Source organism: Acinetobacter sp. 24-47-39 (genome assembly GCF_056783825.1).
Map to the genome: position 1 here is coordinate 62,241 of NZ_JBWYIP010000008.1, position 24,655 is coordinate 86,895.

Genomic DNA, 24,655 nt, shown 5'->3' on the forward strand with positions numbered 1-24,655 from the left:
ACTCTCATGACGGCAAATCTTCACCCTATTCGACTTTCAATATTTGCACTCTGCCTGACTATGCCTTTCATGCTCATTGGATGCCAAAAAACAGAACAAAACTCTCAGACCGAACAAAAAGAATCCGTTGATCCATCCGTTGAATTGAAAACACAGATCGAAGCTCAGCCGATCAAATCATTTGAATCTACTCCAAATGACGCACATGACGTTGCTTTACTGAATCAATATGATCAAAGTTTTGAGCAATTAAGTGATGAGCTAGACGCAGAACTTCAGCAATTAAAAGCAGATGGCAATTTAAATGCGGATATGGAGTTTCAGCGTAAACGAGATCTCATTCAGTCCTCCCTCAATATGTTGAAAGACTTAGATCTTAAGACGGAACAAGGTAGATATATTCAAGGCTTATTTTATCAATACTGGGAAAATCAGATTGAGGTCTATCAAGAACTCGAACAGTCTCCCGAAGATGAGCTTCGAAATCCTAAAGATGCAATTCGAAATATGAGTGATTATTATACTGCGAAAGCCCAACTCCAACATTGGAGTCAAAATACGAGTGTCACGAAAGAACAATAGCGTACATAGTAAAAGTACAACACAATTTTAGAAACGGTCTTCTGTCTGCTTAAGAAATACGTACTCGACATTGCCAGGATGTTGGGACGTCTGTTTGAGTACGGTCTTGAGCAACTTCCCAAGGTCGCACATATGCCAATTCAATGAGTTCCTGACCAGGTTTTAGCGCAGTCAGCTTCACTGTCTTTTTACCTCCAACGCCAACCATCGCTTCTGATTTTTCAGTCGCCAAATATTGTTCTTCAACTTTAAAGAGATGAAGCGGTTGCATGATTTGCCATTGATAACCCGTACTTGGATTTTCTGCTGCATTAAATTCTAAGGTTTCACCCACTTTCATCACCAATAGTGCAGGACAATTTTGCTGATCAGTATAGTGATGGGACTCCGCTTGCACTTCAGAGACTGGATTTTGACATGCGGCAAGACTACTCCCGAGTACGCCAATACATAAACTTATCCATAAGGATGTCTTGCCAACGCTCATGATCCACACTCTCTTATTTATCTAATGACTAAGACTTTGAGCTGAAAGTCATTTCAAACTCATCAATCTGAAATCATATTTAAATATTGCGCTTTTCTAACCATTCAATCGACTCGACGCGAATTAATTTGCATGCACCATCGCCGATACCATTCCAATCCAAAGCAGACTTCCACACCAAATCTTTGGCATTGATTTGCACCAATTCCCCTTCTAAGCGCACTAGATCACCGCGTTGAACTTTCTTAATCTCTTTCGCAATTTCTGGATTAGCTGGGATAATGTGCATGTTACTCACCAACTGTGTTGCTAAGCGTGGGTGAATCGGTGGTTTTGCCATTTTCCAATTTAAATAGCGGTCATACTGATTAATCGAAATTTGTCGTGCAATTTCAGGTTCTGTGAAAATACCGCGGGTTACGGCATAGTCGATGGGTGAAAATTGGGCTTGCGGATCATCGGTATATTCTTTCGAACCAAGAATACGAAATTCCCCTTCAAAAGGTTCCAATACCGAAATTTTTTGATCTGCCGAAGCTGGGGGTAAACCATTGGCAATATTAAAGTCGCTCGATTTCACACTGGCAGAGCTATAAGCCGAAACACCACCAAGGGCGATACATAATGCGAGAACTAACTTTTTCAACAGACATCCATCCTTCTTTCTAAGTGTCAAAAACAACTCAACAGCAGCACATACATCTACTATGGACAACATCCGACTGAATTGTATTTAACCTACATCTATATGATCTATCTTAGAACTTCATTCTGAAAAGGAAATTGATGAACAGTAACAATCTATCGTGATTTAGTCACAATTTTGTCTACTGTTAAAAGTGTATTCAACGTGTAAAATAATCGAATAATGGAAGATGTTAAGAACAAAAATGATCTATAAATTTTATCAGCAACGAGTATTCCCTCATATTCTGAATCAAGTCATGCAGTTACCAAGTATGATGGATAGCAGACGCCGTCTTCTGCTTCCGATTCAAGGTGAGGTATTAGAAATCGGTTTTGGTACAGGAATTAACCTGCCATTTTATCAAGCTGTGGACAGTCTCTATGCGCTTGAACCCAGCCTAGATGTATACAAATTAGCTGAACAACGTATTCAAGATGCACCGTTCCATGTGGAACATGTTCATGCTAAAGCGGAAAATTTACCATTTGAAGATCAATCTATTCAACATGTCGTCAGCACATGGACATTATGTAGTGTGAGTCATGTTCAACAAGTTCTACATGAAATTAAACGTGTATTACGCATCGGTGGCACTTTGCATTTGGTTGAACATGTCGCTTACAATGCACAACAGCAAAAGAGTTTAAAGCGTCTTCAAGATCTTTTGACGCCATTACAGAAAGTGATTGCTGATGGTTGTCATTTGAACAGAAATATCGAGCAAGCACTGCTTGATGCTGGCTTTGAGATTTCTGAACTCGATTATTTCGAAGCAGAAGAAGTGCCCAAAGTAGGTCGTCGCATGATGCTTGCTCGCGCGACTAAAACCAACTGATCACTTCACATAGTGGATTATTGATCCAAGCTAGTCTTGAAAGTCGATACGGATCGTCTCAAAACGCACACGCCCTTCGGCAATTGCATTCGCAATTGCCATCTGACCTTTGGTGAGCCGTGCTCCACCACTTTTAATGTCAATCAATACAACCTCAATATCTTCTGCCGCGCCATCACCATCACGGAAATCTGTATATCCATCAAATACCACATAGTCGACAGGATCACCTAAGAATTTAGCATCACTGGGTAAATATTGAAATTCTGGCATAATCGGTGCTAATTGTTCAGCCATTTTACCTTTCAGTACCGCACGACTGGTATTTACACTGCGTTTTTGAGCAGCAGCTAATGCGTGTTGATGCTCAAGTTCAAGCTCTGCAATATATTGTTCATATTCTGCTTTAATACGGCCATTGCGGGTTGAGCTCAACATCATTGTGGTGATTACCACGCCAATACCGGCGCCTATTAACATTGCCATCCAAATGGACATTGACGTTCTCTATGACTTGTTATGCGGACAATTTAAACAAGAACTAAACTTTTGTCATGTATGCGCGTTTTGGCTGATTTTAATGCTAAGCTAAGATTAGACCTTATTTGAAGCATGTATAATTTTAAACTCATGAAAACGATACTGATTGCCAACCAAAAAGGTGGCTGTGGAAAAACAATTTCTGCGATTACGCTGGCGACAGCACTCGCACAGAAAGGTTATAAAGTTGCATTGGCGGATGCGGACAATCAAAAATCTGCATTACAATGGTTAAAGCAGCGCCCAGAATCAGCAACACACATTCAAAGTTTAGATTGGCGCCATGAAAAATCGATTGGTGATGCACCGAAGAATCTTGATTATCTGATTATTGATGCTCCAGGTGCATTAACAGGCGAACACGCAGAACAATTAATTGCAGAATGTCATGCAGTGGTCACACCTCTGCAACCTTCTTTTTTTGATATCGACAGCACGCGTCGCTTCTTAAAACACATCCATGACATTAAACGTATTCGGAAAGGTAAAGTTCAAGTTCATTTGGTGGCAAATCGTGTCAAACCAAATAGTCAGAGTGCTCAAGAGATCAAACAGTTCTTTACCAAGATTGATCAACAACCTGTTGCTTGGATTTCTGAACGAACAGCTTATGGTCAATTGGCGATGCAGGGTCTCAACATTTTTGATAAAAATCAAAAAACTTATTTATCAATACAACAACAATGGCAACCCTTGTTAGATGTTTTAATTGATGATCCAAGTGATTGGTTCTAAATAAAGAATCCAGATTGTCGTCGCACTTTTTTTTCATTTTCATATATGATGTTAAATGCATACTCGAAATGAATCAGATGTGCGGCAGATACGTTTGAAAATCAAGAATATAGATCAGAGACTTTAGTGCAAGATTTTAATCCAACTTTACAGCGTGTACTTTTATTTGGCTTGTTTTTTATTCTGCTTTATTTGGGATATGACATTGTCAAATACTTTATCGTACCTGTGTTATGGGCTTGTATTATCGCCTATATGACTTGGCCTTTATACAAACGTATTCTCGCTTGGTGTGGTAATCGACCTACATTGGGTGCGTCTGTTATGACATGCTTATTGGCACTCGTTGTCGGTTTACCGTTCACTTTTGCTATCTTCTTACTTCAACATGAAGGTCGAAACTTATTCTTTGATTTACAGCGCCAACTGGCTTCTGGTCATATCACCGTTCCTGATGTGATACGTGAATTACCCATTGTAGGTAAAGAAGTTTCTCGAATTGTACGTGACATCAATGCCGACCCAAATGCACTTTTTAGTAATATTAGTGTATGGATTCAAGGACATTTAAATTACGGTAAATTCGTGATTAGCGAAATTACCAAAAATTTAGTCAAACTTGGTTTCGCCATGCTCTCTCTATTTTTCTTTTACCGTGATGGACAAACGATTGTTCAACAGGTCAGTAAAGCGATGGAGAAAGTCATTGGTCCACGTATCCAACATTATATCGACACGATCTCTGAAACAACGCGTGCAGTGGTATATGGTGTTGGTTTGACTGCCGTTGCACAGTCGATATTGGCAGGAATCAGCTATTACGTTGCTGGTGTTCCAAATCCAATGCTTTTAACCATTATGACCTTTATCATGGCGCTGATTCCTTTTGGTCCTCCAGTGGCATATGGTGCTGTTTCACTGTGGTTATTTTCACAAGGTCAAACCGTTGAGGCGATTGGCGTAATGGCTTGGGGCGTTTGTGTGGTGAGTACAGCCGACAATGTCATTCGTCCTTTGGTCATTTCAGGTGCTACTCAAATTCCGTTCTTATTGATCATGTTTGGTGTACTGGGGGGGTTAGCGAGCTTTGGGTTAGTTGGACTCTTTATTGGTCCTGTAATTCTCGCCATTCTTTTAGCCATTTGGCGTGAATGGTTACATGAAACACTGGAACCAGAACCCGTGCCTAAAGCCACGATGGCCTACGATCAAGACAATGAAACACCACTCTCATAAGTGGTGTTTTATTTTTACTGATAAGAAATCTATACAATCAAATACTTAAATCGTTCTTGTTGCTAAATGCCAAATTTGTTTCAATGCGTTATCACTTAGATGGAACAAGGATAGAACAGCATGCAAATGCAATCGAAAGTTTCAGCATTCAAAATTTCTATGCTCAGTGCATTGCTGAGTTTAGGCTTTGTGGGATGTGCAGCAACGCAAAATACATCTGCATCCAAAGAATCCAACACTAAAATCCAAACCATTCCTGTAAATGCGGTGAGTGCTCAAGGAGTTCATGATCAAATTGGAACGATTAGCTTCCAAGATAGTGACAAAGGTCTTGTGATCACAACGGACTTAACTAAATTATCACCTGGATATCACGGGTTCCATATCCATGAAAAAGGCTCATGTGAACCTGCTGAAAAAGATGGAAAAATGGGTGCTGCGCTTGCCGCTGGTGGACATTACAATCCAAATCAAGCGCCTGGGCATGGTACGCCAAACGATGGTCATTTAGGTGACTTACCAGTATTAAATGTTGACGCGTCAGGTAATGCAAAAACACAAGTGATTGCACCACGTCTTACACTTGCAGACATTCAAGGTCTATCCATCATGGTACATGCAGGTGGTGACAATTATTCAGACCAACCTAAACCACTAGGTGGTGGGGGTGATCGTGTAGCATGTGGTGTTATACGCTAAGCTACACCCAAGACTCATCAAAGGATTAAGCTCTAGCTTAGTCCTTTTTTTATTTCGCTGATGATCTATAAAATGTTGTGAGTATCACTTCATATTCATCTTTATAGACATGATTGACATATTAGCTTATTTTTAAATCTACTATCATAAAAAACGATTATTATAAATTATATTTCCCTTAAACAATGCGATCTAGTCCACATAGATTCTAACTTTGCTACAACAACGATTAGGTAAAATAGGATGTCTTCTTTTGTGGGGTTTGAGAATGAATATTAAGTCCTTACGTATTATTGGTTTACTTGAAGGGATTTCATTCCTACTACTGCTTTTTTTTGCCATGCCAATGAAATATATGTTAGATCAGCCTATTTATGTGAAATATATTGGCATGGGACATGGCGTTCTATTTGTGTTGTTTTTAGTCGTATTATTTGTGGTATGCGAGAAGCAAAAGTGGTCTATCAATGTATTTATTCTTGGGCTGATAGCTTCCGTTCTACCCTTTGCCCCTTTTATTTTTGATCGTAAACTCAAACATCTCGAACAAATACAATGATTAAAAAATCCTCCACAAGGAGGATTTTTTTTATGCTGAAGTGGCTCTTTCTTGCATGATCTGATGAACAATTTTTCTTGGAGCACTAAACCACAGTGCAATAAGGATAAAACAAGCCAATGCATATGCCATCGTGCCGTAAGATTCATACATAATGCGTACAATTTCGATCACAACAAAGAATGCAATCATCATAATCATGCCTACTGCGGCAGCAACAGTTCCTTTAGATACCTCAGATGCATCTAAACTGAAACGATAAAGCACAGAAAAACTGCAGCCCTCACCAAAACTGATTAAGGTCATACCGATAATTAAGCACCATAACAAATAATCCTGCCAAATCGCACCTGCCAAAACGATAAGCGTTCCAACCAACATCAACGGCAATGCAACTACCACGGTCTTTCCTACTGCATAGCGATCAATGACGCGAATCAGGACAATATTTCCAATAATTAAACCACCCAATACAGGCACCTGTGCATAGCCATATTGCATATTGGTCAGACCGAGCTGTTCGACCAAAATTACAGGTGACATGGCGATCCACAAAATTAGTGGAATTGAGACCATGGGTACTGACAAAGCCAAGCCCATGAATTTTTTATTTTTAAAAATGGCTTTGAAGTCATCCCATACATAGCTTAATGGTTGCTTTGGAATACTCAAATACTGCTCAGGCATTTTTGCTTTAAGACCAAACCAACTTAAGGCTGCTAAAAAGGCAATCCCAATGAAACCCCAATGCCAAGACACATGGTCTATCATAAATGCGCCTAGCACAGGACCAAGTAATGGTGCGATCAATGAAATATTCGCCATTAAAGCCATGACTTTAATCGCATCTCTTTCTTCAAAAATTTCTTGGATGGCAGCATAACCCACTGCTGAAATAATGGTCAGCCCAATCCCTTGTAAAAAACGAAATGCAAGAAATTGCTCTATAGACTGGGTGAATAAAATGAGCAAACAGCAGACCACAAAAAAGAAAACACCACCAAGGAGTACTTTTTTACGACCTAAGCGATCTGATAACGGTCCTAAAAACCACGCCAAACATGCTCCACCCAATAAAAAGAAAGACATGGATGATGGCGCCCACTCACTGCCTACACCAAACTCACGTGTAATCGTAAGCATCGCAGGTTGTACAAGATCATTACAGATATAGACTGAAAATTCGAAGAGCACCAATGCCAAAGGAAACATAATTGTTGCCCGACTTAAGGTTGCTTTACTCACCTTTTGCATGTTTTTTTCACATGTTTGAATATTTTTTTGGAAGCGTAGTTTACGTGAAATGCATCACAATGCCATGACAAAGTTTTGCGTTTTTGTAACCCTGAATTGCGAAACAAAGTCTGAAAATTAAACGAAAATTTAATCTTTATCGCAAATCAATTTCTCACCCAAACATTGACATCATTTGGCATCAATTGCATGACTTTTCAAAAAAGTACCATGCTTCATTTCCTCAATCGCTTCAACAATCTCATCTTGCGTATTCATGACATAGAAACCACGCCCGACTAAAGGTTCGTTCAGCGGCTGCCCCATGAGATATAAAATTTTGCTATCAGACAATGTGGTGAATTCAACGTTTTCACCATGACTTGAAAACACCGCCATTCCCTGATCAGTCAGCAATTCATCATCTATGCCAAATTCAACTTTACCACGGCGCATATACATCAGTGTGGTATCCAAATGCCCTGCTGGTAATGTGAGTGTGTGACCTGCTTTTAAATCCAAATCCAAAACCAGCAAAGGACTGTGGACTAATGCTGGTCCTTGCACTTGCATAAAGGCACCAGCAATGACACGCGCAGTACCCGCATCATGAGCTAAATCTACAACTGGGATGTTAGATTTGAGTAAGCTTTGATAACGCGGATTCGATTTTTTTGCAGTTGCTGGCAAATTCACCCAAAGCTGAATCATTTCAAATCGTCCACCTTCTCGGGAAAATGACTCACTAAATTTTTCTTTATGAATAATGCCTGATGCAGCTGTCATCCACTGTACATCACCTTTCTGAATAACACCTCCACCACCTTGCGAATCCCAATGCTCTAACTCACCTTCATACACAAAAGTGACTGTCTCAAAACCACGGTGCGGATGCTCTTCAACACCTTTACGCAGTTGAGAGGGTTTCAACGTACTAGGACCAATATGATCGAGAAGTAAAAATGGGGATACTGTATTTCCGAGTTCATAGTGTGAAAAAACAGACACGACCGGATTAAAGTCTCCAACTGAAAAATGACTGTCGTTACGATGGATAAAAGCGAGTGTTTTCATTTTTTATCTTATTTATTGAATGACTTTAGTTTAATGCGGTTTTAGATTTCCCTCTACGTTAATTTTATGATGCTTTCAGTTGTGTTTTATCAATTGAAATATTTTTGTCATCAAAATTTGATGCAATTTGAAACATATAAAATGTTAGAAATCATCTAATCTGAACATTCACCAATGATCAATATGAAATTTTTAATTACTTAATGTTCATGTGGATTTATTCCACAAAGCAAAGGATCTGCAGACTCGATAAAACACTTGTTTTGTCGATGTAATCTCTCAGTGCACCTTGAGCTTTTAGAACTATGTCAAAATGCTACATACCAATTAAAAATCGCTGGCGACATCATCATGAAGCTTCGATTCTATCGCTCGTCGGTGGTTGGCTAAATACCGTTGGATTTATTTCATTATTTGGCATTTATACCAATCATGTTACTGGCTATATCGTGACTGCAGGCAAAGAAACGATCTTGGGAGGATTAGGACTGTGGGCTCTTTTTATTGGCATTTTCGTATTTACGATTGGTATTACTGCGTGGTGTGAACAACGTTGGAAAGACAAGTATCCGAACATCTTACTTGGGTTCTTTATTGCAGAGACAATACTGTTAACGCTCTTCATGCTGGCGGGACTTAATTTCAGCCCCTTTTATACTTTGGCAGAATTTGGCGCAGTACTTACCGCAACATTGGGCATTGCTGCAATGGGAATTCGAAATGCCATTATCCGAACATTACTATCTACAATGGCTACCTCAACCTTAATGACGGGCAATCTTGCTCAACTGACCATTGATTGTACTATTGCTTATGGGGCGCCTCATGTATCAGAAGAACGCAAACAAATTGCCAAACAAAATATTCTAAAAATCTTACCGACTATTTTATCCTTCAGTTCAGGTGCAATATTAGGTGCGATTACTTATATGTTGTTTGGCTTCTTATGTATGATTTTTCCCATTTTAGCGATGGGCTATATTTGCTATCGTGAGTGGCGCTTCTCGTCTGCTCATCCTTATTCGACTCAATAATGCACGCAATAAAAAAGGCATAACTCACTATGCCTTTTTAAACCGAATTTCTGGTCTGATGTCATGGACAAAGCGCGGTTTGGAAAGATTTTGTATTTTTTCCACGCACACATTTGTATTCAGTTTTCTTATTCACTTGCTGCCATTTACCATCGTTCAATTTAAAACTATAGATAAAGCGTTCGGCAGCAATTGAGTCATCCATCAAGCCTGTTTGTGTCACTTTGACTTCTGCTACGGTCGGTGCTTCGACACGATTGAAATACTGACGTAATTCAACAGTCGCAAGTTCATTGCGTAATTCAGGATGTAGCTTCATGACTTGCTCTAAAGGAGTGTCATTCCCATGTACTTTAGAAATAACATTTTTCGTAGTAGCACACCCCGTGAGCATCATGCTAACTAGACCAACTGTGGTCATTATTTTCATCATCATTGTATTACTCAGTTCGCCATTGATCTTTTACATATGATGTTCTGAACTGTTGTGACAAAAAAGAACAGATATGTATGCTATTTTTTTCAGGATCAAATGTATATCACTCGATATCCTTTGGCTGGCATAAAAAAAACAGCACCGAAGTGCTGTTTGGGATTTGCTTAATTCAAATCAAATAACTTCCCTGGATTCATAATCCCATTTGGATCAAATACTTGTTTGAGTGCTTTCATATATTCAATTTCTTCAGCTGAACGTGTGTACTCAAGATATGGCTTCTTCGTCATACCCACACCATGTTCCGCAGAAATTGAACCATCATACTTTTTCACAGTATCAAATACATACTTGTTCACCACCTGACATTTCGCAAAGAATTCATCTTTGGTTAAATTTTCAGGTTTTAAGATATTTAAGTGCAAGTTACCATCGCCAATATGACCAAACCAGCAAATTTCAAAGTCAGGATAATTGTCAGCAACAATTGCATCAATTTCTTTAATGAATGCAGGTACGTGTGTGATGAGCACTGAAATATCATTTTTGTATGGGATAAATGGTGCGATTGACTCAGAAATATCTTCACGCAGACGCCATAAGCTTTCTACTTGGTCTAAGCTTTGACTAAGCACGCCATCAAGTACCCAACCTTGTTCCATACAATGCTCAAAGATTTCCATTGCCTTGTCCATAATTGGCTCAAATGGCGCTTCAAACTCAAGCAATACATAGAATGGGCATTCGGTTTCAAATGGACGTTGCACGTGACCATTTGCCAATACTTTTTGCATCGCAAGTTCACCGAAGAACTCGAACGCAGTTAAATCAATTTTCGCTTGGAACGCGTGAAGAACTGGCATCACTGCATCAAAGTCAGGTACACCGAGCACCATCACTTGTAGATCTTGTGGTTGACGCTCAAGTTTAATTTCCGCTTCGGTCACTAAGCCTAACGTACCTTCACCACCAATAAATAAGTGTTGCAACGCATAACCTGTCGCATTCTTGATCATGCCTTTGTTTAAACGAAGCACATCACCTTTACCAGTGACCACTGTCAAACCGAGTACCCAGTTACGTGTCATACCGTATTTAATGACTTTAATACCGCCTGCATTAGTACCGATGTTACCGCCGATTTGTGATGAACCAGCTGAAGCGAAATCAACTGGATAATACATACCTTGTTCTTCAGCATAGTTCTGAAGTTGCTCAGTGACCACACCTGCTTGTACACGCACCATACGGTCTGCTGGGAAGAATTCCAAAATTTGGTTCATCTTGTCCATGCTGACCACGATTTCACCGTTAGCAGCGACAGCACCTGCAGAAAGACCCGTACGACCACCTGATGGTGTCACAGCAACATTAAATTGGTTTGCTAGTTTCACAATTGCCTGAACTTGTTCAGTCGTCGAAGGAAAAACGATGACTGATGGGTTTGGATCAAAATGTTTAGTGTGATCGCGTCCCCAATTTTGTAGGCTGTCCGCATCAGTTTTGATACGGTTTTCACCAACAATTGACGTTAATTGAGTCAATAACTCTGGGGTTAAAGCAACTGGAGCATTCATCGTTTGCAGACCTAGCAAGAAAGATACAAGTTGTAGATTGCTTAAAAAACAAACCTTTAATCAAGATTTTAAAAGCGTATTTGTTAAGCGAATGTGAAGAAAATATCACCACGACTGGATGAGTCAATTTCACGATTGTGCATTATAAAGCATTTTCCCATGAAACCCCGATAAAATCAGACATTTTGCGAATGTTACTTAGATATGATGCAGTTAATTCAACCGCAGTTTGTCTGATAAGGACTATATTTTGCAAAAATATCCATAGCTCAAGTCATAAAGGAAATGTATATAGCATGCTCACGTATGCTATCATACTGCCACTAAATTTGGCCTTTGTAGCGGAGCCGTAATGAGCCAACATCTCTCTTTGCCTAAAGATAAAATTCGTTTCCTATTGTTAGAAGGCGTTCACCAAAACGCAATCGACACTTTGAATGCTGCTGGATACACCAACATTGACTATCGTAAAACTGCGCTTGAAGGTGAAGCGCTGAAAGAAGCGATTAAAGATGCTCACTTCATCGGTATTCGTTCGCGCACACAATTAACTGAAGAAGTTTTTGAAGCTGCGAATAAATTGATCGCGGTCGGTTGTTTCTGTATTGGTACAAACCAAGTGAACTTAAATGCTGCAATGAGCCGTGGTATTCCAGTGTTCAACGCACCATATTCAAATACTCGTTCTGTTGCTGAACTTGTATTAGCTGAAGCTATTCTTCTCCTTCGTCGTGTACCTGAAAAATCTACAGATACACATGCAGGTGGTTGGAACAAATCTGCAGTAGGTTCATTTGAAACACGTGGTAAAACTTTAGGTATCGTGGGTTACGGTTCAATTGGTTCACAACTTTCTGTACTTGCTGAAAGCATGGGTATGAAAGTGATTTACTTTGATACAGTAACAAAATTACCTTTAGGTAATGCTCGTCAAGTTGGCTCAATGGGCGAACTTCTTGCAAATGCTGATGTTGTGTCACTACACGTGCCAGATGTTCCTTCTACACGTAATTTCATGACCAAAGAGCAATTTGCTCAGATGAAACAAGGTTCAATCTTCATCAATGCTGCACGTGGTACATGTGTAGTAATTGAAGATTTAGCTGATGCTCTGAAATCAGGTCATTTGGCTGGTGCTGCTGTTGACGTATTCCCGAAAGAGCCTAAAGCGAACGGTGAAGAGTTTATTTCTCCACTACGTAATATCCCGAACGTGATTTTAACACCGCATGTGGGTGGTTCTACGATGGAAGCTCAGGCAAACATCGGTCTAGAAGTTGCAGAGAAATTCGTTGCTTACTCTGACAAAGGTATGACATTGTCAGCAGTTAACTTCCCTGAAATTGCGCTTCCGTTGACTGAAGGTAAACACCGTTTACTTCACATTCACAAAAATATTCCAGGCGTGTTGTCTAAAATCAACAACCTGTTTGCTGAACACGGCATTAACATCTCTGGTCAGTCTCTTATGACCAAAGGCGATGTGGGTTATTTAGTCATGGATGTTGATGCTACAGCTTCTGCTGAAGCACTTGATACACTTCATAACGTAGAAGGTACAATCCGCGCTCGCGTATTGTTCTAATCTCTAATACGTTTGGAAAACCACAGCTTTTTCGAGCTGTGGTTTTTTTATGGTGTCTCATCTGAGTTGACGTTAGCTCCGCCAACTTAGATGAAAGATATCCCTTTCTAATCTAACCACCATACATTTAAAACCATGTCTTTGTTAAAAATAAACCCGCAGTTACAAGCACTCGGTTTGTTATTGATCGCCATGATCAGTCTACAAAGTAGTGGTTCATTAGCAAAAGTTTTGTTTGAACAATTCCCGATCATTACTGTGTCAGCTCTACGTCTGACATTTAGTGCTTTGATTTTGGCGCTTATTTTTCAAGTTTGGAAAATTCAATTTAAACAAATTAAATGGAAAGCCATTGTCAGTTATGGTGTCGCTTTAGCTGGCATGAATATGTTGTTCTATCTTGCTATTGATCGTCTTCCACTCGGTTTAGCAGTTTCATTTGAATTTATTGGTCCACTCAGTGTGGCTTTATATTATGCGCGTCAAAAGTTTGATTTTATTTGGGTTGGTTTGGCCATAATTGGAATGATCCTTTTATTTCCCTTTGACCAAGCCAAACAACCTTTGGATTTACTTGGTGTATTTTTTGCGTTGGCAGCTGGCGCATGTTGGGCACTTTATATTATTGCTGGTCAGCGGCCTTCGGGAGTTTCAGGTAATCACACCGTATGTTTAGGCATGTTTGTTGGAAGTATCATTCTCATGCCGATCGCCCTCGGTATCGGCTTGCCAGCAAGCGTATTTGAAATTAATCATCTAATGTTATTCATCACTTTAGCGTTACTCGCCAGTGCTTTACCCTTTACTTTAGAAATGATTGCACTACGAAATCTAACAGCATTAAGTTTCGGTACCCTGATGAGTATTGAACCAGCTGTTGCCGCATTATCTGGGTTTGTATTTTTGGGTGAGCAATTATTATGGAATCAATGGCTAGCATTGTTTACCATCATTTGTGCCTCAATTGGCTGCACCTATACCACTCAACACGCCAAACAAAAATGATCTCATACTTAATTTAAACTACGTTTTCCATGATGGATTGAAGCACTGTGGTCATCATAATAATGTTAAAATTTGAGCAGTCTCACTCTTTTTAATTCGGCTTCGTTTTCCCAATGCCAAATGCTCAACTCACTGCCGTGCTGTTCATGGTCTTATCCATGATCGCCTATCAAATTAGTGCATCCTTCGCAAAGCAGCTTTTTGAAGTTTTAGATCCATTTACTGTGGTCACTTTACGTCTATGCTTTGCATCAATTATGGTTGTATTGATGTTCCGTTCATGGAAAATTCTTCGTCGCCTTCCTTACTTAAAATGGAAAGATCTTCTCTTTTATAGTGGTTCAGTCGCTTTGATGAATGTCTTGTTTTATGCATCATTAGGAAAACTACCGCAAGGGATTGCAGTAGGACTTGAGTTCTTAGGACCACTCACCTTGGCTTTACTGTCAATCCAACATCGAAGTGATTACATTTGGGTCATCATGGCAATTTTCGGTGTAGTGCTGATGGTGCCTTGGCAAGATGCCAATGCGACTAACTTTTCATATCTTGGTGCTGCTATGGCCATTGGTGCAGGCATTTGTTGGGCATTCTATATTTATTTTGGACAGAAAGTCGTTCGGCAGAATATCGGCATGCATGCTCTCAGCATTGCAATCGTCCTCTCAGCGTTGACATTATTACCGATCAGTATGGTTCATAATCCATCCGCATTAGTTCAATTTGAATATTGGCCACAAGCCATCGTCATTGCGCTTTTGGCTACAGCCATTCCCTATGCATTGGATTTATTGGCATTAAAGAATTTAAGTAAAATGTCTTATGGAACGCTATCAAGTTTGTCACCAGCATTAGGTGCATTGACAGGTTGGTTACTGTTGAATGAACACATTACCTTATTACAAGCCGTTGCTTTGGGTTGTATTATGATTGCATCAATTGGTGTTACTTATCGCGCTGCTAGAATGAAATCACATGGCATAGAAACATAAAAAAAAGATGGCACATGCCATCTTTTTTTATCATGGGGTTAAACCAAGCTGTCTTTATCTAATTTCTTATATTTCTTATATTCAGTTTGATATTTTTTAGCCAAACTCTCCTTTTGTTTATCCTCTAGAATTTTTCCTGCTTGCTGAAAAAAGCCATGCTCTTCTTCTTCAAGATGATGATGCACGGTTTCTGACAATTTTTTCGCGATGGCTAACCATCCTGGATTACTGAATTCAGTTTCGGTGAGTTGCTCAAGTAATTCGTCCATTTCATGATGTTCAGCTAATGCATGACGCGTAATATTCAAACCTGAATCGGTCATCATCAGTGGAATATAGAAGTATCGGTCTTCTGCCACTGCATGAGCAAACAATTCATTTTTTAGCTGCTCAAATAATGTTCGGCGTTCTGGCGTGTCCCCTGAAGTTTGAACCAGCTTCTCAGCAAGTTCACGTTGAACATCATGACTTTCACGTAAAGCTTCAAAAATATTCATCTTGTTATCCTGTCTTATAAATATGATTTGAAAAAAGAAAAACTTGAATGATCTTCAAAACACTCAACTTACTATAAGAGCTTAGGCGATAACTTAGAGATAGGTTTAAGAAGCGATTTGTATAAAAAAGTTTAATGTTGAGAATGGTTTACATTAAGAACATCTGATAACTTAATCGAACAATTAAAATAGATAGTAGAATTAAAAACAGAATACGAATAAAACCGCTACCGTATTTAAGCGCCAACTTCACCCCGACAATCGAGCCGATCATATTAGCGACAGCCATCATGGCACCTACTGCAAATAAAATGTGGCCTGCAGGAATAAAGAATGTAAGAGCGGCTAAATTGGTCATCACATTACCAATCTTGGCCAAAGCTGCTGCATGCAAAAAATCGACTTGTAAATATCGAATAAAATAAAAAATAAAAAAACTTCCCGTTCCCGGACCGAATAATCCGTCATAAAACCCAATCGCCAAACTTCCTATTCCAGCCAAGATCAGAATTTTAGTGTTTACCGTTTGTGCAATCTGAACCTGTCCAAACTCCTTCTTTGACAATGTGTAAATTGCCATCACAATCAGCATCACCAAGACAAAGGGCTGCAAGATTGATTTCGGAATCATAGAAACACTGGCAGCTCCCGCAAAAGAACTGATGGCAGCACATATCGCCACCACCAGTAATAACTTCCATTCAAACTTAACTTTTTTAGCGAAAGTCCACGCGGATGTTGCTGTTCCAACAACCGCAGCTAGCTTATTGGTGCCAAATAATGTTGCTGGCGCCATATGAGGAAAAGCACTCATCAATGCTGGAATCTGAATGAGACCACCACCACCGACTGCTGCATCAATCGCGCCTGCGCAAAATGCAAAAAAAATCAGGCTGAGGATGATGTCTAATTCCATAATTGAGTTCGCTTATAAATTTAATACACGTTTAGGAACTAGACGTTTTTTATCAGTAATTTCAGCTAAACCTAAACACTTTTTTTCATCAAATACGAGGACTTGAGATTCGGCAGGATGATCAATATTACTTTCCATCCCACGACAGAAATATTCTGCACGACCTTCTGGTACTTGAACCTTTGGAAAATGATCGACAGGCGCATAAGCAGGCAACAATAATGCTTCACGTTGTTGTTCAGTTAGACTTTCTAAATATTCAATAGTGTACTCTGGCACAATACCAAAATGCCCAGTTTGAATACGATGTAAATATGTTAAGTGCCCATAACTTCCTAAAGCTTGAGCAATATCCTCACCCAATACTCGGATATACGTTCCTTTTGAGCATGTCACATCCAAAGTAATTGAATCTTGAGTGAAAGACATCAGTTCAATGGCAAAAATATGAATTGGACGAGCCTCACGTTCGATTTCAATTCCTTTACGTGCCAGCTCGTACAAAGGACGACCTTCTTTCTTTAAAGCAGAATACATTGGAGGAACTTGTTGAATGTCTCCAACGAATTGCTGAATCACGCTTTGAATTTTATCTTCGTTAAGTTCAATCGATTGTGCCTCGAGCAAAACTTCACCCTCGACATCACCTGTAGTTGTACTATTTCCCAATTGAATCGTCGTTTGATAACGTTTAGTGGATTCCAATAAAAAGTGTGAAAACTTGGTCGCTTCACCTAAGCAAATCGGGAGTAAGCCTGATGCTAATGGATCTAAAGCGCCAGTATGACCACCTTTTTCAGCACGATAGAGCCAACGCACTTTTTGCAATGCTGCATTTGAGCTAATCCCCAAAGGTTTGTTGAGTAGAAATACACCACTTATATGACGTCGAGTAATTTTTGGAGATTTAGCAGACATTAGATAATATTCAGATCAGTAAAATACTGCTATTTTATCAAATCCATTTATCGAATATTGATTAAATTTTTATGCATAAAATGTGACATTTGTGGCAAATTATTCTACACCATTAATAATAACTAAATGATTTCATAGGATGTGAAATGAATTCAAAAGCTAAATTGAAAATTACACTGCTGATTGTAGCGTGTCTGATCGTTTTATTCCTTCTCTTTCAATGGTTGAAACCTGACTCAGCTGAATCTGCTGAAAACTCACAACGAGCAGCACAAGATGCCGAAATTCAATCAGAAAATATGGCGCTACAACAAAGTACAACCGTGAATGGTTCTAGCTTTGCAAGTAAAAGTCAGCAAGATATTCAAATCAATTGTCAAATCCAAACCGATAATGCCAACCGTTTGATTGTGAATGAAAATACTAAGAACTGTTTTGAGTTTTTTATTACCCAATACGGTGAAAAAGAGATTCCGCAAATCAAGGCTGATTTTATTAAATTTGCTCAAAGCACCTATCAAGAACCATTACTAGGTCAACTGACAGATTTATGGTCACGTTATGTTCAATATCGTGAAAAAATGGGTGACCTAACACCACCAAACCATGACAAAGATAGTGCGCAGTATTACAAAGCTATTTTTAATCAGATGAAATCATTGCGTAAACAATTTTTTTCAGACTATGAAATTGAAGGTTTATTTGGTATCGAAGATGAATATCATGATTATACCTTGGCTCGCATGAGTGTTATGGAGGATAAAAATTTATCTGAAAAACAAAAAGCCGATAAATTAAAAGAACTGTTCAATGATCTACCTGAAGATTGGAAAGAAAATTTAAAACAACTTTCTCAACTCGAAGATCTTCGTCAATTAACTGCAGAAATTAAAGCACGTGGTGGTAGCGCAGAAGAAATTCGTCAAATGCGTCTCAGCTTAGTGGGTCCTGAAGCAACACAACGTCTAGAAAATCTTGATGGACAGCGCTCAAATTGGAAAAGCAAAGTCAATCAATATTTGTCTGAGCGTGACAGCATTGTAAAAAGTAATATGAGTCCTAGTGCAAAGCAGGAAGCTGTACAACGCCTCCGTTCTCAACATTTTAATAATTCACAAGAGCAACTTCGGGTAGAAACATTCGAGCAAGTTCATGATCAAGGCGGTCAACTTCCTTTTGCCGATTAATCTTTTCAAGGAACACATTCATTCACAGGGAAGAACGATGAAAAACTTAAAACTTAAATTGATACCTACGACGTTAGCATTCGTCACAACGCTATGCTTATCAAGCTCATTCACTGCCCACGCAGGTCCGGGATTACTCGAAGTAAATGAGACAAAGATCGGTAGTTATGCAAAAACCAAATATCCTATTGTGATGACACACGGTTGGTTAGGCTGGTCTCGCATAGGCAATGAAACATTCAATATTGACTATTGGTATCAAATCTTACCTGATCTATCGCGCAATGGTGCACGCGTTTTTGCAGCACAACTCTCACCTGCTCATACGACTGAATTTCGAGGAGAACAATTAATTTCTCAGGTTGAAGAAGTAATTGCGATCACTGGGCAGAAAAAGGTCAATCTGATTGGTCATTCGCACGGCGGACCGACTGTGCGTTATGTTGCAGCAGTAAAACCCGACTATGTTGCGTCTGTTACTGGTGTAGGAGGGACTTTCAGAGGTTCTATGGTCGCAGATAAAATTCAAAATAATGAAGCAACTCGAACAATATTTAATATTTTAGGGGATTACATCATTCCCCCATTAATTGCTTATGCACAAGGTCGTCCTGATATGCCGATCAGCTTTGATGCTTCGATGAAATCATTAACTGAAACAGGCTCTGCTGCATTTAATGAACGTTTTCCAACAAAAGCTCTCGCGTCAAGTTGTACTCGTTTAGGCAGCCCAATAGACAACGGAATCTTTTATTATTCTTGGACTGGTGTTGCACAAACCACCAACCTCTTAGATATCGATACCATTTTAATGCAGCTAGGGCCTTTAGCGTATGGCAATAAAGATAATGATGGCATGGTTGGGCGCTGTAGCACGCATATTGGACGTGTGATTCGTGATGATTACAAACTAAATCATACCGATTTAGCTAATATGATGTTCGGTCTCAAAGGTTTATTTGCCCCAGATCCTATTTCACTTTATCGCCAGCATGCCAATCGTTTGAAACTGACAGGACTCTAGACGCACAAAATAGCGCAGTTAAATGGAAAGCTATTCATCAGAATAGCTTTTCCGACCATCAGCGACTCTCGACAAAATTTAAATAATGCTTTTTGAACACATTTGCTAATGATTAAACCCTTTAATTATTTCAACTTTTGATTTTTTTTTGCTTTTTATATGTTAATTCGGCAAGCTAAATTGGCATTTTTTGTATCTTGTTGCATTCAATAACATCTTTTAAGGTCTTCTGTATGTTCATCTGGAAGAACATCATAGATTCACTAAAAAACTAGGAATAATAATGAAAATAAAACACATTCTAGGCTCGCTGGTGACAGCGCTATGTCTAACATCTACGACAACTTATGCTACTCAAGCTCAACAGATCAAAGTCTCAAGTGTCAAATCTGATTATGCCAAAACGAAATATCCTATTGTATTCGCTCATGGAATGGTCGGATTTATACGTTTAGGCACTGAAAGTCTAGGCATGGATTACTGGTATCAAATTTTACCTGATCTAGCGAGAAACGGTGCAAACACATGGGCGGCTAGGATGTCTCCTTTCAATTCTTCTGAAGTCCGAGGTGAACAATATGTTCAACAACTTGAAGAAGTCATGGCGATTACTGGTGCTGACAAACTCAATCTGATTGGTCATAGTCATGGTGCAAACTCTGTTCGTTATGCCGCAGGTGTAATGCCTGAACATGTTGCATCGGTGATGACTGTAGCCGGTGCCAACAAAGGTACAATCATCGCGTCAGATGTATTAAAAATCGCAGATAAAACAGGAACATCTGAGCTACTGAATGTTCTCATCAGCACTTTTGGTAAAGTCATTATGTGGGCGCAAGGTCTTCCTGCTGATACGTTCCCACATGATGCGATGGCCGCTGGTGTGAGTACATCTGTTGAAGGAACTGCCTTGTTTAATCAAAAATTCCCTCTCGGTTTACCATTAACCCACTGTGGCGAAGGTGCTTATCAAGAAAAAGGAATTCATTTATATTCAATGACAGGAAACAAGCCTTTTACGAATGCCTTGGATCTAGGTGACCCTGTCATGGTTCTACTTGACCGTTTGTCGGTTCATAAAGCAGGAAAAAATGATGGCATCGTTCCAGTTTGTAGTGCCCATTTTGGTAAAACTATTCGTGATGACTTTCCGTGGAATCATTTAGATGAGGTGAACTTGCTGTTCGGAATTAAAGGACTTTTTGCTCCTGACCCAGTTGCAGTTTATAGACAGCACGCCAACCGCCTTAAATTACAAGGACTTTAAATCTCTAGCTCTTTAATTGAGTAATTGCTTTCAAATTCATTAGGCTGGATTTGAAAGCAGATTCAAATCTTCATCAAGATAGTTCATTGATCAAATCTACCTCTCTTTTTTAACCTTAAAAATTTACCATTCATCTATTCGATATTTAAAATGTGATTTACATCACTATAATCAATTTAACTCTAGGATTAGGGTTTGATAATAAAAAGTTGAGGATGATGATGAAATACAACAAAATTATGGCGTGCCTACTTACGTCTGCAGCTTGCTTAACGACTCAATTATCTAATGCTTCTGCATTAGAAGTGAAACCTGTAACCTCGACACTTGGCAAATACAATACCTACGCAAAAACTAAATACCCAATCGTATTTGCACACGGACTAACAGGATTTATCCGTCTTGGTACAGAGAGCTTTGGTTTAGATTATTGGCACCAAATCCTGCCAGATCTAGCGCGTAATGGTGCCAATGTCTGGCCTACACGAGTATCTCCATTCAACTCCAACGAAATTCGTGGAGAGCAATTGCTTCAACAAGTTGAAGATATTTTAGCCATCACTGGTGCACAAAAAGTGAACTTAATTGGGCATAGTCAAGGTGGACCATCAATACGTTATATTGGTGGAACAATTCCTGAACATGTGGCATCCATGACCACTGTCGCTGGTGTGAATAAAGGATCACCTATGGCAGACTTTATCTTGCGTTCAGAAGGAACAGGACTTGATACTGTGCTTGCGACAGCGATGAATTTTGTCTCGGGAGCAATTGTTTGGGCACAAGGATTAAATGCGAAAAGCCTACCACATGATTCGCTTGCCTCGGCTAAAAGTTTATCTACAGCAGGCTCATTAGCATTTACACAACGTTTCCCTGCGGGTGTACCAACCACAAAATGTGGTGAGGGTGCATATCAAGTCAATGGCATGCGTATGTATTCATTTACTGGTAATACACCGTTTACCAATGCCCTTGATCCATCGGATTATGCAATGCAAGCGGCATCTTTCATTGTATCTAAGGAAGGTGCAAATGATGGTTTAGTCCCAGTTTGCAGTGCTCGCTTCGGACAAACGATTCGGGATGATTACCGTTGGAATCATTTAGATGAGGTCAATCAAATGATGGGGATGACTAGCATTTTTGCAGCAGATCCAGTATCGGTTTATCGACAACATGCAAATCGTTTGAAACTTCAAGGACTATAATCTTATCAAGCCTCCATACGCTCATCACGAAATTATGGAGGCTTATCTTAAAAATTGTTCCCTAAAATTTAAATCCGCTTTTCTTTCCTTTTGCTTCGCTATACTCTTATTGTGACAACGGAAATTGTCGAATATTTCAATCCATCTAAGGAATAGAGATGAGAAAATTTATTTTGGGGACATGCCTCTCTTTCGCCTGTTTAATTGGCACGAGTTACGCTGCTACAGCACCTGAACAAGTGACTTCAAAATTTCAAACTACCTATGCAAAAACCCAGTATCCAATCGTATTTAGTCACGGAATGTCTGGTTTTATCCGTATTGGCACTGATCCACTCGGTGTAGATTATTGGTATCAAATTTTACCTGATCTCGCCCGTAACGGTGCAAATGTATGGGCTTCCCGTGTATCGCCATTTAACTCATCAGAAATTCGGGGTGAGCAACTTTTACATCAAGTTGAAGAAGTCATTGCACTCACTGGGTCGCCTAAGGTCAATCTAATCGGTCACTCTCACGGCGGGCCCACAATTCGATATGTCGCAGGTGTAAGACCTGAATTAGTTGCATCAATGACAGCGATTGGGGCGCCACATCAAGGCTCACCAGTGTCTGATTTTATATTAAAAATTCGTGATACAGCACCAATCCTTGAAACACCAATTGTGACTGTAGTCAATCTACTGTCTAAAGCTATTATTTGGGCACAGGGACTTGATCCAGCATCCTTCCCTCATGACTCACTTGCGGGAGCCAATAGTTTGAGCTTAGCAGGATCAGCAATATTTAATCAAAAATATCCTATAGGCGTTCCTCAAAACTCATGCTCTGAAGGTTTATATCGTGAACAAGGAATATATAACTATTCCTTTACGGGTATCGGAACGGTCACAAACCCACTTGATCTAGACTCAGCTTTAAAAATTACCAGTCTATTAATTGATGGTGGTCAAGAGAATGATGGACTAGTTTCACGTTGTAGTGCGAAATTCGGTAAAACCATCCGTGATGATCTCAATTGGAATCATCTAGATGAAGTCAATCAAGTGCTTGGTTTAAAAAGTGTCTTTGCGCCAGATCCAGTCTCGATGTATCGTCAACATGCAAATCGCCTTAAACAACAAGGTCTCTAATATATTTTTTGTCTGCACTCATCTCTAGATGGGTCCAGACTGTTTAAATAGCCCTCATTAGTATGACATATCTATCCTATAAATGAGTCACCCATCCAATTTATATCAATAAATTTGCACTTTATCTCTTTTTTATAGACTTAAGTCACAATTTTAGTATCTTAAATTATGGCGATGGATATCGCCTGAATCATAAAAATAAACGAATCACTGAATGAGTATCGAAAATGAAACTAAAAAAAATAGTCATGAGCCTATGCATAGGTTCATGTTTTCTTCCTGTTGCACAAGCCTCAACGCAAATTAAAGATTTAGCCGTTAACCATACCGTCAAAACACCTAAATCAAATTATTCACAAACCCAATACCCTATTGTGCTTGCCCATGGCTTATTTGGCTTTGGTAGTATGGTCGGTGTTGACTACTTTTATCAGATCACTCCTGATCTTGCTCGAAATGGTGCAAACATCTGGCAAACACGTGTTTCAACGATGAACTCAAGTGAAGTGCGAGGCGAACAAGCACTGAGTCAAGTTGAAGAGATACTTGCCATTACCGGCAAGCAAAAAGTGAATTTAATCGGACATAGTCATGGTGGTCAGACTGTTCGATATATTGCAGGTGTTATACCTGATCATGTCGCATCTGTTACGACAATTGCTTCTGGAAATCAAGGAGCAAGAATGGCTGATATACTAGAAGGTGTTCTGGTAGGTAATATTTTAGAAGCACCTGCTCGCGCGATTTTTGACAATCTGGTATCGCCAGTGATTACATTCGCATCTGGTCTTGATCCCAAAGTCTTTCCTTATGATGCTAAAGCAGCCCTACAAAGTTTAGGAACGAAAGAATCATTCAAATTTAGTCAGAATTTTCCAAATGGTGTACCTACAACCCAATGTGGCGAAGGGGCTTATCGTGTCAACAATACTCATTATTATTCATTTATGGGTAACTCTCCATTTAATACTGCTTTAGATCCATCTGATTATGGCATGTTAGCTTCTTCTCTTTTGGCTGAAAAAGATGGAGATGGAATTGTAGGGCGTTGCTCCGCTCGATTTGGCAAGGTCATTCGTGATAATTATAAATGGAATCATTTAGATGAAATTAACCATCTACTCGGTTTAAAAAGCATTTTTGCACCAAGTGCTGTAGATGTTTATCGTCAGCATGCAAATCGACTTAAACTCCAAGGGCTATAA

The 24,655-nt window shown here is 39.4% G+C and carries 26 protein-coding genes; 16 read left to right on the top strand and 10 right to left on the bottom strand.

All coding sequences use genetic code 11. The annotated features are described in order from the left end of the window. Nucleotides 1-6 precede the first annotated feature (6 nt). Entirely contained in the window at nt 7-582 is a 576-nt protein-coding gene (locus AC1M9C_RS08665) for a hypothetical protein (protein ID WP_481587355.1), read from the top strand. A gap of 49 nt (nt 583-631) precedes the next feature. Here the strand turns inward: AC1M9C_RS08665 and AC1M9C_RS08670 are convergent, their stop codons facing one another. Then, nucleotides 632-1,069 (bottom strand): protease inhibitor I42 family protein, encoded by a 438-nt coding sequence (locus tag AC1M9C_RS08670; RefSeq protein WP_179998756.1) that lies wholly within the window; start codon nt 1,067-1,069, stop codon nt 632-634. A gap of 79 nt (nt 1,070-1,148) precedes the next feature. Next, nucleotides 1,149-1,715 carry a hypothetical protein gene (locus AC1M9C_RS08675; RefSeq protein ID WP_171076732.1) on the bottom strand — a complete coding sequence of 189 codons (567 nt, stop codon included), beginning with the start codon at nt 1,713-1,715 and terminating at the stop codon, nt 1,149-1,151. A 244-nt stretch (nt 1,716-1,959) separates the two neighbouring features. Between AC1M9C_RS08675 and AC1M9C_RS08680 the strand changes: the two genes are divergently transcribed. Beyond that, entirely contained in the window at nt 1,960-2,592 is a 633-nt protein-coding gene (locus AC1M9C_RS08680) for a class I SAM-dependent methyltransferase (protein ID WP_481953546.1), read from the top strand. A 30-nt stretch (nt 2,593-2,622) separates the two neighbouring features. On the opposite strand, the gene AC1M9C_RS08685 is transcribed toward AC1M9C_RS08680, so the two are convergent. Then, nucleotides 2,623-3,090 (bottom strand): Holliday junction resolvase-like protein, encoded by a 468-nt coding sequence (locus tag AC1M9C_RS08685; RefSeq protein WP_481587357.1) that lies wholly within the window; start codon nt 3,088-3,090, stop codon nt 2,623-2,625. A gap of 132 nt (nt 3,091-3,222) precedes the next feature. Between AC1M9C_RS08685 and AC1M9C_RS08690 the strand changes: the two genes are divergently transcribed. The 4 genes from AC1M9C_RS08690 to AC1M9C_RS08705 all read left to right on the top strand — a co-directional run bounded on the left by AC1M9C_RS08690 (nt 3,223) and on the right by AC1M9C_RS08705 (nt 6,361). After that, nucleotides 3,223-3,867, top strand: coding sequence for a ParA family protein (locus AC1M9C_RS08690; protein WP_481953547.1), 645 nt, complete (start codon nt 3,223-3,225; stop codon nt 3,865-3,867). Nucleotides 3,868-3,993: 126 nt separating this feature from the next. Next, nucleotides 3,994-5,103: an AI-2E family transporter gene (locus tag AC1M9C_RS08695; RefSeq protein ID WP_481587358.1), complete on the top strand. Its 1,110-nt coding sequence runs from the start codon at nt 3,994-3,996 to the stop codon at nt 5,101-5,103. Between the two features lie 120 nt (nt 5,104-5,223). Then, nucleotides 5,224-5,802, top strand: a complete 579-nt coding sequence (gene sodC / locus AC1M9C_RS08700; protein ID WP_373687194.1) for a superoxide dismutase [Cu-Zn] SodC — start codon at nt 5,224-5,226, stop codon at nt 5,800-5,802. 268 nt (nt 5,803-6,070) lie between these two features. After that, nucleotides 6,071-6,361, top strand: coding sequence for a DUF3817 domain-containing protein (locus tag AC1M9C_RS08705; protein ID WP_179998758.1), 291 nt, complete (start codon nt 6,071-6,073; stop codon nt 6,359-6,361). Nucleotides 6,362-6,391: 30 nt separating this feature from the next. Here AC1M9C_RS08705 and craA read toward each other — a convergent pair whose 3' ends face one another. Beyond that, nucleotides 6,392-7,615: a chloramphenicol efflux MFS transporter CraA gene (gene craA / locus AC1M9C_RS08710; RefSeq protein ID WP_481587359.1), complete on the bottom strand. Its 1,224-nt coding sequence runs from the start codon at nt 7,613-7,615 to the stop codon at nt 6,392-6,394. Nucleotides 7,616-7,786: 171 nt separating this feature from the next. Then, nucleotides 7,787-8,668 carry a pirin family protein gene (locus tag AC1M9C_RS08715; RefSeq protein WP_481587360.1) on the bottom strand — a complete coding sequence of 294 codons (882 nt, stop codon included), beginning with the start codon at nt 8,666-8,668 and terminating at the stop codon, nt 7,787-7,789. A gap of 305 nt (nt 8,669-8,973) precedes the next feature. On the opposite strand from AC1M9C_RS08715, the gene AC1M9C_RS08720 reads away from it, so the two are divergent. Further along, on the top strand, nt 8,974-9,702 hold the full coding sequence (locus AC1M9C_RS08720; protein ID WP_481587361.1) for a YoaK family protein: 729 nt from the start codon (nt 8,974-8,976) through the stop codon (nt 9,700-9,702). A 61-nt stretch (nt 9,703-9,763) separates the two neighbouring features. Here the strand turns inward: AC1M9C_RS08720 and AC1M9C_RS08725 are convergent, their stop codons facing one another. Together AC1M9C_RS08725 and AC1M9C_RS08730 are read right to left on the bottom strand one after the other, a co-directional pair. After that, nucleotides 9,764-10,123 (bottom strand): hypothetical protein, encoded by a 360-nt coding sequence (locus AC1M9C_RS08725; protein ID WP_481587362.1) that lies wholly within the window; start codon nt 10,121-10,123, stop codon nt 9,764-9,766. A 179-nt stretch (nt 10,124-10,302) separates the two neighbouring features. Beyond that, nucleotides 10,303-11,715, bottom strand: a complete 1,413-nt coding sequence (locus tag AC1M9C_RS08730; protein WP_481587363.1) for an FAD-binding oxidoreductase — start codon at nt 11,713-11,715, stop codon at nt 10,303-10,305. A 352-nt stretch (nt 11,716-12,067) separates the two neighbouring features. On the opposite strand from AC1M9C_RS08730, the gene serA reads away from it, so the two are divergent. From serA to AC1M9C_RS08745, 3 genes are all read left to right on the top strand, one after another. Beyond that, entirely contained in the window at nt 12,068-13,300 is a 1,233-nt protein-coding gene (gene serA, locus AC1M9C_RS08735) for a phosphoglycerate dehydrogenase (protein WP_035264273.1), read from the top strand. 135 nt (nt 13,301-13,435) lie between these two features. Beyond that, nucleotides 13,436-14,305, top strand: a complete 870-nt coding sequence (locus AC1M9C_RS08740; RefSeq protein ID WP_481953548.1) for an EamA family transporter — start codon at nt 13,436-13,438, stop codon at nt 14,303-14,305. A gap of 113 nt (nt 14,306-14,418) precedes the next feature. Further along, nucleotides 14,419-15,297, top strand: a complete 879-nt coding sequence (locus AC1M9C_RS08745) for an EamA family transporter (RefSeq protein ID WP_481587365.1) — start codon at nt 14,419-14,421, stop codon at nt 15,295-15,297. A gap of 38 nt (nt 15,298-15,335) precedes the next feature. Here the strand turns inward: AC1M9C_RS08745 and AC1M9C_RS08750 are convergent, their stop codons facing one another. The 3 genes from AC1M9C_RS08750 to truB form a co-directional block, all read right to left on the bottom strand. Continuing rightward, nucleotides 15,336-15,794, bottom strand: coding sequence for a hemerythrin domain-containing protein (locus tag AC1M9C_RS08750; protein WP_035264279.1), 459 nt, complete (start codon nt 15,792-15,794; stop codon nt 15,336-15,338). Nucleotides 15,795-15,942: 148 nt separating this feature from the next. Beyond that, nucleotides 15,943-16,710 carry a sulfite exporter TauE/SafE family protein gene (locus AC1M9C_RS08755; RefSeq protein WP_035264281.1) on the bottom strand — a complete coding sequence of 256 codons (768 nt, stop codon included), beginning with the start codon at nt 16,708-16,710 and terminating at the stop codon, nt 15,943-15,945. A gap of 12 nt (nt 16,711-16,722) precedes the next feature. Continuing rightward, nucleotides 16,723-17,628, bottom strand: coding sequence for a tRNA pseudouridine(55) synthase TruB (truB, locus tag AC1M9C_RS08760; RefSeq protein WP_481587366.1), 906 nt, complete (start codon nt 17,626-17,628; stop codon nt 16,723-16,725). Nucleotides 17,629-17,774: 146 nt separating this feature from the next. Between truB and AC1M9C_RS08765 the strand changes: the two genes are divergently transcribed. From AC1M9C_RS08765 to AC1M9C_RS08790, 6 genes are all read left to right on the top strand, one after another. Next, on the top strand, nt 17,775-18,815 hold the full coding sequence (locus tag AC1M9C_RS08765) for a lipase secretion chaperone (RefSeq protein WP_481587367.1): 1,041 nt from the start codon (nt 17,775-17,777) through the stop codon (nt 18,813-18,815). Between the two features lie 37 nt (nt 18,816-18,852). Then, nucleotides 18,853-19,839 carry a lipase family alpha/beta hydrolase gene (locus AC1M9C_RS08770; protein WP_481596173.1) on the top strand — a complete coding sequence of 329 codons (987 nt, stop codon included), beginning with the start codon at nt 18,853-18,855 and terminating at the stop codon, nt 19,837-19,839. 283 nt (nt 19,840-20,122) lie between these two features. Then, complete coding sequence (locus AC1M9C_RS08775; RefSeq protein ID WP_180028914.1) at nt 20,123-21,106, top strand: esterase/lipase family protein; 984 nt, start codon at nt 20,123-20,125, stop codon at nt 21,104-21,106. A gap of 221 nt (nt 21,107-21,327) precedes the next feature. Beyond that, complete coding sequence (locus AC1M9C_RS08780) at nt 21,328-22,317, top strand: lipase family alpha/beta hydrolase (protein ID WP_481587369.1); 990 nt, start codon at nt 21,328-21,330, stop codon at nt 22,315-22,317. A 158-nt stretch (nt 22,318-22,475) separates the two neighbouring features. After that, complete coding sequence (locus AC1M9C_RS08785; protein WP_481953549.1) at nt 22,476-23,450, top strand: esterase/lipase family protein; 975 nt, start codon at nt 22,476-22,478, stop codon at nt 23,448-23,450. Nucleotides 23,451-23,677: 227 nt separating this feature from the next. After that, entirely contained in the window at nt 23,678-24,655 is a 978-nt protein-coding gene (locus tag AC1M9C_RS08790) for a lipase family alpha/beta hydrolase (protein ID WP_481953550.1), read from the top strand.

What these genes read in the sequence shown, in the direction of transcription:
- AC1M9C_RS08665 (WP_481587355.1), top strand. Translation starts at nt 7, where the DNA reads ATGACGGCAAATCTTCACCCTATTCGACTTTCAATATTTGCACTCTGC.
- AC1M9C_RS08670 (WP_179998756.1), bottom strand. Translation starts at nt 1,069, where the DNA reads ATGAGCGTTGGCAAGACATCCTTATGGATAAGTTTATGTATTGGCGTA.
- AC1M9C_RS08680 (WP_481953546.1), top strand. Translation starts at nt 1,960, where the DNA reads ATGATCTATAAATTTTATCAGCAACGAGTATTCCCTCATATTCTGAAT.
- AC1M9C_RS08685 (WP_481587357.1), bottom strand. Translation starts at nt 3,090, where the DNA reads ATGTCCATTTGGATGGCAATGTTAATAGGCGCCGGTATTGGCGTGGTA.
- AC1M9C_RS08690 (WP_481953547.1), top strand. Translation starts at nt 3,223, where the DNA reads ATGAAAACGATACTGATTGCCAACCAAAAAGGTGGCTGTGGAAAAACA.
- sodC (WP_373687194.1), top strand. Translation starts at nt 5,224, where the DNA reads ATGCAAATGCAATCGAAAGTTTCAGCATTCAAAATTTCTATGCTCAGT.
- AC1M9C_RS08705 (WP_179998758.1), top strand. Translation starts at nt 6,071, where the DNA reads ATGAATATTAAGTCCTTACGTATTATTGGTTTACTTGAAGGGATTTCA.
- craA (WP_481587359.1), bottom strand. Translation starts at nt 7,615, where the DNA reads ATGCAAAAGGTGAGTAAAGCAACCTTAAGTCGGGCAACAATTATGTTT.
- AC1M9C_RS08715 (WP_481587360.1), bottom strand. Translation starts at nt 8,668, where the DNA reads ATGAAAACACTCGCTTTTATCCATCGTAACGACAGTCATTTTTCAGTT.
- AC1M9C_RS08720 (WP_481587361.1), top strand. Translation starts at nt 8,974, where the DNA reads ATGTCAAAATGCTACATACCAATTAAAAATCGCTGGCGACATCATCAT.
- AC1M9C_RS08725 (WP_481587362.1), bottom strand. Translation starts at nt 10,123, where the DNA reads ATGACCACAGTTGGTCTAGTTAGCATGATGCTCACGGGGTGTGCTACT.
- AC1M9C_RS08730 (WP_481587363.1), bottom strand. Translation starts at nt 11,715, where the DNA reads ATGAATGCTCCAGTTGCTTTAACCCCAGAGTTATTGACTCAATTAACG.
- serA (WP_035264273.1), top strand. Translation starts at nt 12,068, where the DNA reads ATGAGCCAACATCTCTCTTTGCCTAAAGATAAAATTCGTTTCCTATTG.
- AC1M9C_RS08740 (WP_481953548.1), top strand. Translation starts at nt 13,436, where the DNA reads ATGTCTTTGTTAAAAATAAACCCGCAGTTACAAGCACTCGGTTTGTTA.
- AC1M9C_RS08745 (WP_481587365.1), top strand. Translation starts at nt 14,419, where the DNA reads ATGCCAAATGCTCAACTCACTGCCGTGCTGTTCATGGTCTTATCCATG.
- AC1M9C_RS08750 (WP_035264279.1), bottom strand. Translation starts at nt 15,794, where the DNA reads ATGAATATTTTTGAAGCTTTACGTGAAAGTCATGATGTTCAACGTGAA.
- AC1M9C_RS08755 (WP_035264281.1), bottom strand. Translation starts at nt 16,710, where the DNA reads ATGGAATTAGACATCATCCTCAGCCTGATTTTTTTTGCATTTTGCGCA.
- truB (WP_481587366.1), bottom strand. Translation starts at nt 17,628, where the DNA reads ATGTCTGCTAAATCTCCAAAAATTACTCGACGTCATATAAGTGGTGTA.
- AC1M9C_RS08765 (WP_481587367.1), top strand. Translation starts at nt 17,775, where the DNA reads ATGAATTCAAAAGCTAAATTGAAAATTACACTGCTGATTGTAGCGTGT.
- AC1M9C_RS08770 (WP_481596173.1), top strand. Translation starts at nt 18,853, where the DNA reads ATGAAAAACTTAAAACTTAAATTGATACCTACGACGTTAGCATTCGTC.
- AC1M9C_RS08775 (WP_180028914.1), top strand. Translation starts at nt 20,123, where the DNA reads ATGAAAATAAAACACATTCTAGGCTCGCTGGTGACAGCGCTATGTCTA.
- AC1M9C_RS08780 (WP_481587369.1), top strand. Translation starts at nt 21,328, where the DNA reads ATGAAATACAACAAAATTATGGCGTGCCTACTTACGTCTGCAGCTTGC.
- AC1M9C_RS08785 (WP_481953549.1), top strand. Translation starts at nt 22,476, where the DNA reads ATGAGAAAATTTATTTTGGGGACATGCCTCTCTTTCGCCTGTTTAATT.
- AC1M9C_RS08790 (WP_481953550.1), top strand. Translation starts at nt 23,678, where the DNA reads ATGAAACTAAAAAAAATAGTCATGAGCCTATGCATAGGTTCATGTTTT.